General features: G+C 44.6%; 19 protein-coding genes. 10 read left to right on the plus strand and 9 right to left on the minus strand.

Annotation, left to right across the window (positions count from 1 at the left end; genetic code table 11):
- The first annotated feature begins 346 nt into the window (after positions 1-346).
- Genes ACQQ6X_RS13760 through ACQQ6X_RS13790 form a run of 7 tightly spaced genes read left to right on the plus strand, consistent with a single transcriptional unit; the run spans position 347 to position 4,072 of the window.
- A complete protein-coding gene (locus ACQQ6X_RS13760; protein WP_430493452.1) occupies positions 347-913 on the plus strand; it encodes a hypothetical protein in 567 nt (188 codons plus the stop codon).
- Between the two features lie 38 nt (positions 914-951).
- A complete protein-coding gene (locus ACQQ6X_RS13765; RefSeq protein WP_305165784.1) occupies positions 952-1,596 on the plus strand; it encodes an immunity 50 family protein in 645 nt (214 codons plus the stop codon).
- Positions 1,589-1,996, plus strand: coding sequence for a hypothetical protein (locus ACQQ6X_RS13770; protein WP_305165785.1), 408 nt, complete (start codon positions 1,589-1,591; stop codon positions 1,994-1,996). Before ACQQ6X_RS13765 ends, ACQQ6X_RS13770 begins: the two co-directional genes overlap by 8 nt.
- A 48-nt stretch (positions 1,997-2,044) precedes the next feature.
- The gene (locus ACQQ6X_RS13775; RefSeq protein ID WP_305165786.1) at positions 2,045-2,386 is read left to right on the plus strand and encodes a hypothetical protein; all 342 of its coding nucleotides are present in this window, start codon (positions 2,045-2,047) and stop codon (positions 2,384-2,386) included.
- Between the two features lie 29 nt (positions 2,387-2,415).
- Positions 2,416-3,045, plus strand: coding sequence for a hypothetical protein (locus ACQQ6X_RS13780; protein ID WP_305165787.1), 630 nt, complete (start codon positions 2,416-2,418; stop codon positions 3,043-3,045).
- A gap of 29 nt (positions 3,046-3,074) precedes the next feature.
- Positions 3,075-3,635 (plus strand): hypothetical protein, encoded by a 561-nt coding sequence (locus ACQQ6X_RS13785; protein WP_305165788.1) that lies wholly within the window; start codon positions 3,075-3,077, stop codon positions 3,633-3,635.
- Between the two features lie 2 nt (positions 3,636-3,637).
- Positions 3,638-4,072, plus strand: coding sequence for an immunity 26/phosphotriesterase HocA family protein (locus ACQQ6X_RS13790; protein WP_305165789.1), 435 nt, complete (start codon positions 3,638-3,640; stop codon positions 4,070-4,072).
- 69 nt (positions 4,073-4,141) lie between these two features.
- Here ACQQ6X_RS13790 and ACQQ6X_RS13795 read toward each other — a convergent pair whose 3' ends face one another.
- Both ACQQ6X_RS13795 and ACQQ6X_RS13800 read right to left on the minus strand, forming a co-directional pair.
- Positions 4,142-4,681 (minus strand): hypothetical protein, encoded by a 540-nt coding sequence (locus ACQQ6X_RS13795; RefSeq protein WP_305165790.1) that lies wholly within the window; start codon positions 4,679-4,681, stop codon positions 4,142-4,144.
- Between the two features lie 213 nt (positions 4,682-4,894).
- Entirely contained in the window at positions 4,895-4,987 is a 93-nt protein-coding gene (locus ACQQ6X_RS13800; protein WP_219727865.1) for a putative holin-like toxin, read from the minus strand.
- A 118-nt stretch (positions 4,988-5,105) separates the two neighbouring features.
- On the opposite strand from ACQQ6X_RS13800, the gene ACQQ6X_RS13805 reads away from it, so the two are divergent.
- Positions 5,106-5,765: a hypothetical protein gene (locus tag ACQQ6X_RS13805; RefSeq protein WP_305165791.1), complete on the plus strand. Its 660-nt coding sequence runs from the start codon at positions 5,106-5,108 to the stop codon at positions 5,763-5,765.
- Between the two features lie 166 nt (positions 5,766-5,931).
- Here the strand turns inward: ACQQ6X_RS13805 and ACQQ6X_RS13810 are convergent, their stop codons facing one another.
- The 5 genes from ACQQ6X_RS13810 to ACQQ6X_RS13830 all read right to left on the minus strand — a co-directional run bounded on the left by ACQQ6X_RS13810 (position 5,932) and on the right by ACQQ6X_RS13830 (position 7,445).
- A complete protein-coding gene (locus ACQQ6X_RS13810; RefSeq protein WP_305165792.1) occupies positions 5,932-6,306 on the minus strand; it encodes a DUF6138 family protein in 375 nt (124 codons plus the stop codon).
- 169 nt (positions 6,307-6,475) lie between these two features.
- Positions 6,476-6,646 carry an aspartyl-phosphate phosphatase Spo0E family protein gene (locus ACQQ6X_RS13815; RefSeq protein ID WP_305165793.1) on the minus strand — a complete coding sequence of 57 codons (171 nt, stop codon included), beginning with the start codon at positions 6,644-6,646 and terminating at the stop codon, positions 6,476-6,478.
- 77 nt (positions 6,647-6,723) lie between these two features.
- Positions 6,724-6,879 carry a hypothetical protein gene (locus ACQQ6X_RS13820; protein WP_305165794.1) on the minus strand — a complete coding sequence of 52 codons (156 nt, stop codon included), beginning with the start codon at positions 6,877-6,879 and terminating at the stop codon, positions 6,724-6,726.
- Positions 6,880-6,897: 18 nt separating this feature from the next.
- A complete protein-coding gene (locus ACQQ6X_RS13825; RefSeq protein WP_305165795.1) occupies positions 6,898-7,029 on the minus strand; it encodes a hypothetical protein in 132 nt (43 codons plus the stop codon).
- Positions 7,030-7,286: 257 nt separating this feature from the next.
- Complete coding sequence (locus tag ACQQ6X_RS13830; RefSeq protein ID WP_305165796.1) at positions 7,287-7,445, minus strand: hypothetical protein; 159 nt, start codon at positions 7,443-7,445, stop codon at positions 7,287-7,289.
- 576 nt (positions 7,446-8,021) lie between these two features.
- Between ACQQ6X_RS13830 and ACQQ6X_RS13835 the strand changes: the two genes are divergently transcribed.
- Positions 8,022-8,255, plus strand: a complete 234-nt coding sequence (locus ACQQ6X_RS13835) for a hypothetical protein (RefSeq protein WP_305165797.1) — start codon at positions 8,022-8,024, stop codon at positions 8,253-8,255.
- The gene (locus tag ACQQ6X_RS13840; protein WP_305165798.1) at positions 8,210-9,049 is read left to right on the plus strand and encodes an IS3 family transposase; all 840 of its coding nucleotides are present in this window, start codon (positions 8,210-8,212) and stop codon (positions 9,047-9,049) included. Before ACQQ6X_RS13835 ends, ACQQ6X_RS13840 begins: the two co-directional genes overlap by 46 nt.
- A gap of 131 nt (positions 9,050-9,180) precedes the next feature.
- Here ACQQ6X_RS13840 and ACQQ6X_RS13845 read toward each other — a convergent pair whose 3' ends face one another.
- Positions 9,181-9,960: a hypothetical protein gene (locus tag ACQQ6X_RS13845; RefSeq protein WP_305165799.1), complete on the minus strand. Its 780-nt coding sequence runs from the start codon at positions 9,958-9,960 to the stop codon at positions 9,181-9,183.
- Positions 9,961-9,996: 36 nt separating this feature from the next.
- Positions 9,997-10,728: a hypothetical protein gene (locus tag ACQQ6X_RS13850; RefSeq protein ID WP_305165800.1), complete on the minus strand. Its 732-nt coding sequence runs from the start codon at positions 10,726-10,728 to the stop codon at positions 9,997-9,999.
- Positions 10,729-10,834 lie beyond the last annotated feature (106 nt).

The following is a 10,834-nucleotide window of genomic DNA, read 5'->3' on the forward strand; positions in this document are numbered from 1 at the left end:
AATCTGTGTCACGTAAAATAGGTTCATGTGCCATATGACATCTATCGTTCCATAGTTCAGAATTCCCATTTTTGTATCGGTTCTCATTCTCCCCTTTTCAGGAAGGGAGCATATCCGTTATCGTTGAATCTGTTCATGTAACTCAACATACGGCCGCAAGGCGGCTCAGGCCGTTCCATATATGACTTTCCTAGTATACGCGAAGTTGAACTGGTTTCCAAACGATTTTAACGAATAACGCAAAAGGTGAATTCAATGACCATGTCATATATTATGGTAGGAGAATTGGTAATTTATAAATAAAGGATGGATGCATGTGGTAAACAACCTGCATTATAATTTCATAATGACAGGTTCCTTATCGGAAAAGCACACTTTGTTTGCCGAAGAGTGCTTTTCTAACCTGTTCGATTGTTTTGAAACGCTCCTGAATATATCAGGAATCCGTAATACCCGTGTGTCTATCTATCAATCGAAGAAAGCCAAACACGGTAAGATTCATTGGGACAAGCAGGAACTGCTCCGCATTGTAACCGATGATGATTTAACTCCTTTGATGCTGGTTATTGAGGCTCCCAGTATCAAATCGTCCTATAACAAAGAGACAACGCCGGAAGTGTACATTCTTTTGTCCAATGACCCTATGGGCCAATCTCCCAACAATTGCGGGATGCTTGTTTCGATCCGTCAGGACGTTTATGAACGTATTGACCAAACAAGCGTCGAAGACGTTATGCTGCAGCTCAGCCAGTGGATAAAGGCAGACAAACTGTTACATAGCTCGCGCAACTTTTATGCTGGCAGCAAAGCACGCGCTATTATGGATATTCTTCCATTTATGCTCGAAAAGGATACCCCGGATATGAGGTTTATTTTTCAATCGTGGACTCCATTCCCTTCACCACACACTTAACCATCCGTCATACCATTAACCCTAGGAGGCTGCAATTTATGCAAATTCAAGTTCAAAAGGTCGAAAAAAAAGAAAACGAATATCTCATTCATTATCAAGCCGGCGGTGCACTGCCGTTCGTTCCGCACGATGTTGTCCTGATCCATGGCAAACAGTATTTTATAGGCACCATCTTGAAAGTAGAGCCCGAACAGGTCCTTATCTGTATCAATCCAGAATATGAAGACCAGCTGACAGAGTCCATCGGACTGGAACTGGCTTTCTCTCCTACCGTTTCTATTCAAGGTGCAGACAGCATTGTCGAAAAGCTCGGCTATTTTCCTCCCTTTCACTATGACCGAATCACGGCTGCCAATATGACAAAGGATCAGATTATGCTGACGATTGAGCTATCCCCCGCTAGCGTACTGCTCCCTAAATCACCGGATCTGGAGCCTTCGGCTGAGGCCCCAGTAATCCCTGAAGCTCCAGCCCAGGACATTCCGCGCTATGCAGTGACTTTTACATTTCTGGAAACTAAAGAGCATGTATTAAGCCCTGTAGAAACAGAAAATATCATTTTGCAACTTGACTTCCGTTATGAAGAGGCTGATATGGTCGTTGACATCGATGCCTTGTCGGGGCTGTCAGGTAGCTTTCTGTGCAGAGGCATCCGTGCAGAGATTACGGAACTTCATGAATAAACAAGAAGCCCGTGAGCTGTTGCGCTGTCATTCTTTTATTCATGATGATTTGGAGCATCCCAAAATGCGAAGCGGATTTCTAGGGATGCTTCGCCCCTTCCAAGGCGAACTGATCGAGGACAATTTTCATGAACTCATGACTATCATTGAAGTTCTGGCAGATGAGTTGGAGAAACCGTCTGTAGAACGGGAGCTTATTTCCGCTCTGTGGGGAGTTTGTCAATATACACAGGCATGGGCATTGCATCCTGATGGTATGCTGCAGCGAAATCATCTGCTGACCGTAGAGCAGATTAGTACCCTTGATGATTGGATTGATACAATCTCCTATGCGGTTATGGTGCTGCTGGAGGGTGGCGGAACGGAAGAAGCTTTATCGAACTACAGACAACGAGAGTAGGTAATACACAATGCCAAAAGGTAACCTGGCAAGAAATGAGGGAAGCATATGCCCATACAAACCGATGATGACGGAAAAACGTCCTTATCTATCTTCCCTACACTATCGTATGAAGATCGATTAGTCTCATTACGCGAATTAACAGCAATCCCCCAGCCTGTGGAGGACAACATTGCATTCCTTTGGCAGCTTGTGCAGCAATCATCCGAGGATGATCTGCTACGTATAGCTTTGGACTTAATCCGCAGTGATACATATATCTTAGTCAGGGGGGCCGCTTTTGCACTGCTCCGCGCACATAAAGCCCACCCTTTCGCACAACATGCGCTGAAGCAATTATTACAACATGAGGAATTCGGTGCATCTGCCCAGCGTGAGCTGTCCACATAATCGACAATCAAAGGAGAATCACTCTACTTATGCGTGTAAGAATATTTATATTCATATTGATTATCGGAATTATTTGTGTGCCTGCCTATTTCATTATGAGCAGCTTTGGATTATTCCAAAATGAGAAGGTGCTTGTACATTACAAGCTTGCCCTTGAGGTAAAGGGTAAAAAATATGATGCCTGGCCTTTAATCAGCAGCTATACCGCGATAGATAAAAAGGGGGACCCTCGTCAGCTCTACTATCAGGCAGAGGGCTCCGGCATAGAGTATCTGTTTCAGCTTGCCTATGGACAATATGAACTCAAGCCCTCCAAAGAAAATCCTTTTCTGGATGGGGGAATCCACTATACCATGGACCATCCTGAGTATGTACGTGAGGAAAAACAGTATGAGAACGCCAACGACTATACGGAGTTAACCCATTATTACAACCAACAGGAACAGGTTATTTATACTTACAATCCTGAGGCCAGCCTCGACAAAACCTACGTGCGCTCCATCATCACCGCTGGAATGACTCGCACCACTGGTAATTCAAGTAGGCCGGTGGAGGATGATTATATCAATATCAGTAAGCTGTTTAAGGACAAGCTGGGAGTAAATGTGAAGGTAGATGTGGATGAGGACAACAAAATCGTTACCCTGTTCATGTCATAATAAAACGAAAAGAAAGGAGAGGGCTACAAATGACAGAAACTCATCATATTAAATTAGGCCCCGCTTATTTGGAGGGTTGGGTTGTACCCGAAACCCCGGAGGCATGGGGTGAACAGGAATGGACAGGTAAGCTCCGTTCACAGACCGGAAATACGAAATTCCACATTTTTTACTATGGAGAATTCATGGATGAGCTGATCGCTGTAACGGAGTTTGCGCCCCAGCTCATTATTGCAGAAGATGCAGTCACAGGTGAGCAGATCGTAATTTTTGATGGAACCCGCCATGGTTACGATGCACTGCTGTGTGAAGTATATACTGAAGAACAGCAGAACAATCGCACTCCCCTGCTACCTTATCTGGACGATGACGGTGAGGATACCTTTGAGGTGACCGTGACTGCTTTTTATAATGTTGATTGGGATGACGAGTTTGCAGATGATGTGGATGAGAACGGACAGTTGGAGCTGATCAGCGGCGAACGGTGCGATTTTAAAGAGGCCAAGCGAAACGGTTTTGATGCGATTAGCATTACGATTATCAGCGCTAAAGGTCTAAAAACAGAGATCCTTCAGGAAGAGCTGGCCTGACGATGGTATTCAAAAGAATCAAACATCAGGAAGGCAATATTTTTGTTATCCCTCTGCATGACGGCCGATTTGCGGTATGTCAGGTGATCTGCGCACTATATGGTAGATTCAAAAAAGCGTTCTCCTTTGGTGTTCTATCCATAGGTCAGAATCAAGCCTACGAGGGTGAAGCTACATATCTCTCATTCACAGATTACCGGGGCAGATTCGAGGTTATATTCACCGCCACCCAAAATCTGACAAAGGGGGTATGGCCCATTATCGATCATCGCCCTCTATCTGAGGAACAACAGCAGCTAAAATATTTTAATTGCGCGGGCCATCTGTATTACGGGGATAAATATGTACGTAACCTGGAACTAAAAGAATATAATCAATATCCTGTAATGGGCGTGGCTGGATATGAACTGGTACAGCAATATTTAGCCCAAGCATAAAAGAACAAAAAGAATAGCAACTTAAAGAGCCACCTTAAAGTTCGAAAACCAGGGTGGCTCTTTAATGATTTAAAAGGGTTCAAATGTATAAGGGAATGGTGTACGATGTGTTCCCAAAATCGACTTTACGCGTTCTCCGTCCAGCAGCGATTCGACGAAGCTATACAAATCCGGGGCTGCATACCGAAAGTTGCCCCATGTGCGCAGATTCAAAGCATAAATCGGGAATTCACCCCGTTCATCAGGCGATTGAACATCCCAGACCAGCAGGTCATTTTCTTCACTGAAAGCGAAGGGAACCGCATGCTCCAATAGTTCCGGGAAACCATCTGGCTCCAGTGCCGCTTCTTGTAAAACCTCCTCCGATTCCAGTACATCATCAAACCAGGACCGCCAGTCATGGTAACGATGAAGCCATGAATCCGGGTGATCACCAAGAGGAATATGGATGTTCCATAGGCCGCATAACCGACCGTAGCCGAGAGTTTCGACGTAATCTATATAGGAAGGCGGAAAGCCCCGACCGTTTTCAAAATGATGATCTATAAGAAATTCCTCATCATAATAGGCCTGGAATTGCGGACGCTGCAAACCTGTAAAAATGCTCATGCTCGCCCTCTCCTTTCGCGCATCTCTATTCACCTTTTCACTCTTAGGCACATTGAAATGGCCTTTTTCAAGTGTTAAAATGGGAATAAGATGTATATTCTAAAAAAGAGTGAAGATGCGTCAACATCCTCACTCTTTGGCAACAGCCGCTTTTAAGGGCGGTGGCTGCAAGTTCACGGTATTCGAAATAGACCGGTTCCTACCACGGGCGGTCTATTTCTTTTTATGGAAGGAAAGAATCAGAATCACCAACGTTGCGAATTGAATCATCAACATTAAGGTGTCTTTAACCTCCACAGGCCTCACCTCCCTTACAGGAGACTAGCCGACCGCCCATTTAAGCCATTCTGTTGTTAAGGAATATTATAACATATGATATATAAAAAGTACGTTTTTACGCTCTTTCCGAAAAGGAGGAACGAACATGGAGCAAAAACGCTTCAAAGATGAGTATGGATATAAATATGACTTTGCCGCTGTGATCCGGAGAGGGGAACAGGTAGCTGTCCACTGCCCTCGCTGTCAGGGCCAAGCTTTTATTTCCAAATCCAAAGAAGACTGTTATTACGTTGTTCGCTGCTCTCATTGTTACTACACATTTCAGCAGCCAGAATCGTATAAATTCTATGCACGCGGCGTATGTGGTCATTGCGAGCGATATTTTAATATCGAAATTCATGATGACCGAACAGTTGCTCATAAAAATACCAATATACACTGTCCACACTGTGAGACACTTAATCAGGTTCCAGTGCATCGCGTGCAGTCACGTGAATGGCATACGGACGTGATCCAAAATGGAAAAGATCCTATTTTCCAGCTCCAGCTGTATTTCCTTGATTATTATCGTGGGAAACCAGTGTGGGCTCTTAACCGGATACACCTGAATTATCTGCTCTCCTATATCGCTGCCGAGTTGCGAGAAAAACCCACACCCGGTATGATGCGTACGGCTTCCCATTCCATTCCCAAGTATATTAAGGATGCAAAAAATCGCCAGTCCATCTTGAAAATATTACAAAAGCTACAGCATAAACAAGCGCCTAAGGGAGAGCATTCCAAACATGAGTATACAAACTTATAACAGCCTTGAAGCACGGGTCAAGACCGTCTGCCAAACTACCACCTACAATCTTGGCTGGAGATAGCGATTGTACAGGATGTCATGGAAGTGCTGCGCCTCAATGGAGGCGAACCGGATATTCATCGCATCGCGCAGGGACTGCGATATGATCATGAATATGACGCTTTTATGGAATAAACTTCTCTAGTAACTCTTTCACCTCAGGGGCAGCCTGCTTCAGGCTGTTTCTTAGTTTCTTTGCGCCACCCCATATACGATAAACGAGCACCTCTTGTTTGTAGTCCTCCAGCTTCTCAAGTACATCTACAAGCGTCTTCCATGTCTCCTTTTCCCAGGCACAGGCAAAAATAGCTTCCTCCGGCTCACCCAAACGACTTAATAGCTCTATTCGTAGTAGCTGACTTCGCTGCATCGTCTTTTCAAATCCTTTGGCTCCTCTCCCGTTTGGGCCTGGTGTCCATGAGGATTCTTTAGCCACAATAAGTCTATATTCAGCAACTAGTTCTTGATTAGAAAGGTCTTTTATTTTCTTCGTTCTCATCTGTTCTAGTCCTCCTTGGTGACTGCCAAACTAACGTAGCGCCCCTTAGAGTCAGTACGATACGCCGCTGGTCTTCTCTCGCGTTCAAGCCTGGCATGCCGCTTCCCCCTGCTGCTGTGGTATAAGGGGCGAGTCCTCCAAAAGCTCGCCCCAAAAGTCGGCTGTACTGCTATACAGTCGGCTTTCTTTCTGTTTTATGCCACTGAAATTCATTGAGCGTTTGGTCTAGCTGCACGCTTTTGCTAATGACACTCGGATGTTGAAACCCATAGCGACCAGCCAGCTCGTGCAGCTCCTGGCGCTCTCGCTCCATCTTCTGCAATAGCTCCGCACAATTCATGCGACGACCACCTTTCTAAAGGGATTTAAGGCCGCTCGGCGGGGTCTCTACTTTGTCAGACCAATCCTGCTGTACAGCTATGTTTCTACATCCTTATGCTGCTCGTGATAGCTGCTCTGCCGATCAAACTCTACATTCTCAAAGAAGCTTTCTATTGCCTTTTCAGTGTCCACGTCTACCGGGCCGATATCCGAATTGTTGTAAGCTCTACGGTAGCTATCCACCCAATCCATTAATTTCGTGGAATTGAGTTAGTGTTCCGATTCCTGATAAGCCAGATCATTCACCTGTTTTAGCAGCTCGTCCAAGAAATGATTGCTTCGGATGGTGTTTTCCCAACGCTTCATATACTTAATCCAGCCGATCACTAGGGTTCTATTCATCTGATTCAATCCATATTCACTCGCTTTCTTTTGCAATAGTTTCGTAATCGTACACCCGAATGAATTACTTCCACTTTCGGATATTTATGGTGAAAACCCGGTCGAATGACGGATCTTCATACTTGTTTCCCCCCATTAATTGAACTGTCTGGATTATCCGTAAAAAAAACTCGTCATAGCAGGCCGGGCATGCATTTCCCATGTCTACCCCCTTCCCTTCTTCGGTAAGCTGAAACGCTGCTATACTTGCTTCATCCTCACTTGTAAACTCCAGAAAATCCGTATCGCAACCACACACAACAAACACCAATGATGAAACGCAGCGGAAACATGGTGCTGCTCTGTGCAAAGAACACGATGATGAGCGAAAATGGAGTGGTGAAGCGAATGCGGAAGCGACGAGATGTAGTCTTCATGATGTTTTTGCCCTCCTTGATCACTCTTTCAAGGCCCTTCGCTCCGTGGGTTGCGTTAAGCGAGCGCCAGGAACGTAGAGCGCCTTGGCCGGGCGCTTTCTCCCGGCGTAGGCGCCCTAGTTATCGGCGTGAGTAGCGGCCCAGCGGTGCGTACTGGCTCTTAGGTGGCCGCTCTTGCCGTCTTAGAGCCAGTAGCATGAGCCTGTTTCCCCTGCTCTTGTCCTGTTGTTCTTCATCCTATCGACTTCCTGAAGTTCGGATTAGAAAACTTAAAAGGAACATAAATAAAGGACGTCCCTTATTGCTCAGGACGTCCAAATTGAAGTGAATAATCTATTTAATTTGATCTTTCCTTACTTCCCCGGAAATAGGTAGAATAATATCCGCTAATACCGAAGCATTACCGGGTAAAGCTTGTGTTACTGGCTTTTTGACCCCTATTTTACCATATGTGACACTATTGTCCACACGCTCTTTTAAGAAAAAATATTGCGTTTTGTCTGAAGTGCACCCCTTAGAATAGACATTGGAATAAACCCCTGGTTTATCCGATGAAATCTAGGGGGGGCATTTTTTATGCCAGCGAAAAAGGGAACAAAGTTTAACCAATATACATTTGAAACTAAGGTAGAAGCTATACGACTCCATATCGAAGAAGGTTGGACGTATCGTAGGCTCATGGATCAGCGAGGACGACGTAAGGAGTATGTTGATCAGGATAGGTATGTGCAGAAACTGAAACGGGAAAACGACATGCTAAAAAAGTGTTTGGAAATCCGGCTACAGGAGATGAAGCACACAAATACGTAACCATTGAGAAAGCTGCGAAAGATTATCCTGTTAGCAAACTTTGTACGCTTTTCAAAGTCTCCAGAAGTGGATATTACGCCTTCTTAAAACGGAGAGGAACAGATCGAGATCGGGACGCGAAAGCACTTGTGAAGAAAGTGTATGAGCAGTATAACGGAGTCTACGGTTACCGCCAAGTTCAACTATTTTTGCAGCACGATCATGGAGTCTGGATGAACCATAAAAAGGTACTCCGGCTCATGCAGGTCTTGGGAATCCGCTCACAAATTCGCCGGAAGCATCGCTGCAACTATGCTTCTTGTACGGCAGGTCGTGCGGCGAGAAACCTGTTAAAGCGAGATTTCAAGGCGGACAAACCTAACCAAAAATGGGTCACAGATATCACACAATATCGTGTGGGGGATCGCTGGCTATATCTGTCTGTGATTAAAGACTTGTTCAATAACGAAATTATCGCATACCAGATGAGTCATAGAAATGATAATGAACTGGTTTTACAGACGTTTCAACAAGCCTGGGAACAGCGAAGAGACGTGGCTGGCCTCATCGTTCACAGTGGCCAGAGACTCCAGTACACATCTCATCCGTACCATGACATGCTGCCAAGGGTTGGCGCCCAAATCAGCATGTCTCGCCGAGGCAGTTGTTATGATAACGCCTCGATGGAGAGCTTCTTCTCGCATCTCAAAACGGAAGGGCTCTACCCATATGATATCCGAAATATGGACGAGGCACAAAGGAGAATAGAAAAATATATTCGATGTTACAACCAATTCGACCACAACGAAAATTAAATAAGCTACCTCCGAAAGAGTACCGGAAGCAGCTTATAGTCTAGAGACTTTTTTCAGTGTCTATAAAATGGGGTCTTGACCAGAGAAGGCCGCTTTTCTCTTAAGTCGTTTTGCTTCGTTACTCGCAACATTCACTTATTGCCTGGCGTCCGTTTAAGCTCTGCATTCTTCCAGTTTGAACGACCATCCTTGTCGTAACCAGTCATCTCGGAGGCGTTCACCATTTCGCCTGTTTTAACGTCAAAGAATGCGTTCATCCTCAAGCTGTAATTCTCACTGTTAGGGGAATTCGGTGAGATACCCTTAACTCTTAGAAGCAAACGAGGTTTGGAGGATTTTGGGTCAGTAAGAAAGCCCATGATACTAAAATGATATCCCTTGATCCAGTCATCCTCTATTTCGGGATCCCCTGGCCGCATACCCAGTACTTCAATAGCTTTCTTAATTGCCTCGGGAGAATCAATTTTAATGTCAGAAACAGCATACAGCCCTTTCTGAAGTAAATTGTTGTCGTCCTTTCTCACCTCGGCATTGACTTTTCCATCTTTGATCGACATGGTAATATTAATATTACCCTTCTTGCTGCCAAACTGAAGATTCCACGCATTCCTTTTTCCGTCCGCACCATCGTTTTTTCCTTGCGGCACAGGAGTATCATCCGTGCTTGTCAAACTAATAAGCAAAGGTTCTTCTTCTGTATGCTTCTTTGCCTCTTCATATCCAAGGCGCAAAGCTTCCATCATGGTTAATATTTTCTTTTCGTCGGTCTTCTCGCTACTTATTGACGTAGCCTGTTCCACTGGTGTGTGGGAAGAACCGCCGAATGGCCCGATCTTTAGTGCGTACAATAGAAAGACCGCACTCGCAATCAATATAATAAAGCCTATGCCAACGTATCTATTCTTTAACAAGTGTTTTCTCCTAAGTCCTAAGGTTGTAAAGTTAGTTTACGACGAATACGTATAATTAAGTTTGGTGACGCCATAATTAATTGCAGATTTAGTATCCTTATGATAGTAGATATCAATCCAGTAATCTGTTCTCTTCGGACCAGAGCCTGTATCATCTACTGTAAATGAGCTTTTGTAGCCGACACCGTCAGGCAGCCAAATATCTTTGTTTGTACTTAAAGTTGTACCAAAAGGAATAACAGGACTGTTGCCGCTGCCACCGATATCTTTTTTTCTGTGCACAGCGCAAATCCCCAGCGCCGGCCAATTGCCATTCGCTGTTTGGTTCCCTGTCCAGTTATATGCCGTGGAGTCTTGGTTTGTTTTGCTAATAGTACTCTGAGCGCTGATCGAGGAAGACTTTTGAGCAGCTTTAGACATAATGAGAGGTTCTACCGTAGAGGATAGCTTACTCGCATCAGATTTATCTGCCTGCTCTGTCGTAATTACGTTTTTGATAGCAAGCTTTGAAAATGGAGAAAATCTTCCATCTTCATCCGACCCACTTTCAATTGCTTTCCTTAATTCAATAGGATCGACATTGTTTAATTCCGCCAGTCTATTAATCTCTGCACTGGAGAATGTGGTTGTCTGTCCGTCCAATGTTACAGAAACATCGGACGCTTCCTTCGCTACTTGACTCGATGGTTGAGCAAATGCGCCGGAAGTAAGAGTCAACAACATTGCAGAGGATAATGCCACACCAGATACGACTTTGAGCAGTTTCATTTGTTTTAACCTCTTTTCTATTTTTTTTATTGGCACAAACAAGATGTTCCGTTAACAAAAAATGTTTATTATTGGAACATATAGTATATATACTATATGTGTATTA

This window comes from Paenibacillus ottowii, from assembly GCF_050516475.1.
Classification (GTDB): Bacteria; Bacillota; Bacilli; order Paenibacillales; family Paenibacillaceae; genus Paenibacillus; species Paenibacillus ottowii.

Bases quoted from the DNA above. Each gene is read 5' to 3' on its own strand.
- ACQQ6X_RS13760 (WP_430493452.1), top strand. From the start codon at position 347: ATGACAGGTTCCTTATCGGAAAAGCACACTTTGTTTGCCGAAGAGTGC.
- ACQQ6X_RS13765 (WP_305165784.1), top strand. From the start codon at position 952: ATGCAAATTCAAGTTCAAAAGGTCGAAAAAAAAGAAAACGAATATCTC.
- ACQQ6X_RS13770 (WP_305165785.1), top strand. From the start codon at position 1,589: ATGAATAAACAAGAAGCCCGTGAGCTGTTGCGCTGTCATTCTTTTATT.
- ACQQ6X_RS13775 (WP_305165786.1), top strand. From the start codon at position 2,045: ATGCCCATACAAACCGATGATGACGGAAAAACGTCCTTATCTATCTTC.
- ACQQ6X_RS13780 (WP_305165787.1), top strand. From the start codon at position 2,416: ATGCGTGTAAGAATATTTATATTCATATTGATTATCGGAATTATTTGT.
- ACQQ6X_RS13785 (WP_305165788.1), top strand. From the start codon at position 3,075: ATGACAGAAACTCATCATATTAAATTAGGCCCCGCTTATTTGGAGGGT.
- ACQQ6X_RS13790 (WP_305165789.1), top strand. From the start codon at position 3,638: ATGGTATTCAAAAGAATCAAACATCAGGAAGGCAATATTTTTGTTATC.
- ACQQ6X_RS13795 (WP_305165790.1), bottom strand. From the start codon at position 4,681: ATGAGCATTTTTACAGGTTTGCAGCGTCCGCAATTCCAGGCCTATTAT.
- ACQQ6X_RS13805 (WP_305165791.1), top strand. From the start codon at position 5,106: ATGGAGCAAAAACGCTTCAAAGATGAGTATGGATATAAATATGACTTT.
- ACQQ6X_RS13810 (WP_305165792.1), bottom strand. From the start codon at position 6,306: ATGAGAACGAAGAAAATAAAAGACCTTTCTAATCAAGAACTAGTTGCT.
- ACQQ6X_RS13815 (WP_305165793.1), bottom strand. From the start codon at position 6,646: ATGAATTGTGCGGAGCTATTGCAGAAGATGGAGCGAGAGCGCCAGGAG.
- ACQQ6X_RS13820 (WP_305165794.1), bottom strand. From the start codon at position 6,879: ATGGATTGGGTGGATAGCTACCGTAGAGCTTACAACAATTCGGATATC.
- ACQQ6X_RS13825 (WP_305165795.1), bottom strand. From the start codon at position 7,029: ATGAATAGAACCCTAGTGATCGGCTGGATTAAGTATATGAAGCGTTGG.
- ACQQ6X_RS13830 (WP_305165796.1), bottom strand. From the start codon at position 7,445: ATGAAGACTACATCTCGTCGCTTCCGCATTCGCTTCACCACTCCATTT.
- ACQQ6X_RS13835 (WP_305165797.1), top strand. From the start codon at position 8,022: ATGCCAGCGAAAAAGGGAACAAAGTTTAACCAATATACATTTGAAACT.
- ACQQ6X_RS13850 (WP_305165800.1), bottom strand. From the start codon at position 10,728: ATGAAACTGCTCAAAGTCGTATCTGGTGTGGCATTATCCTCTGCAATG.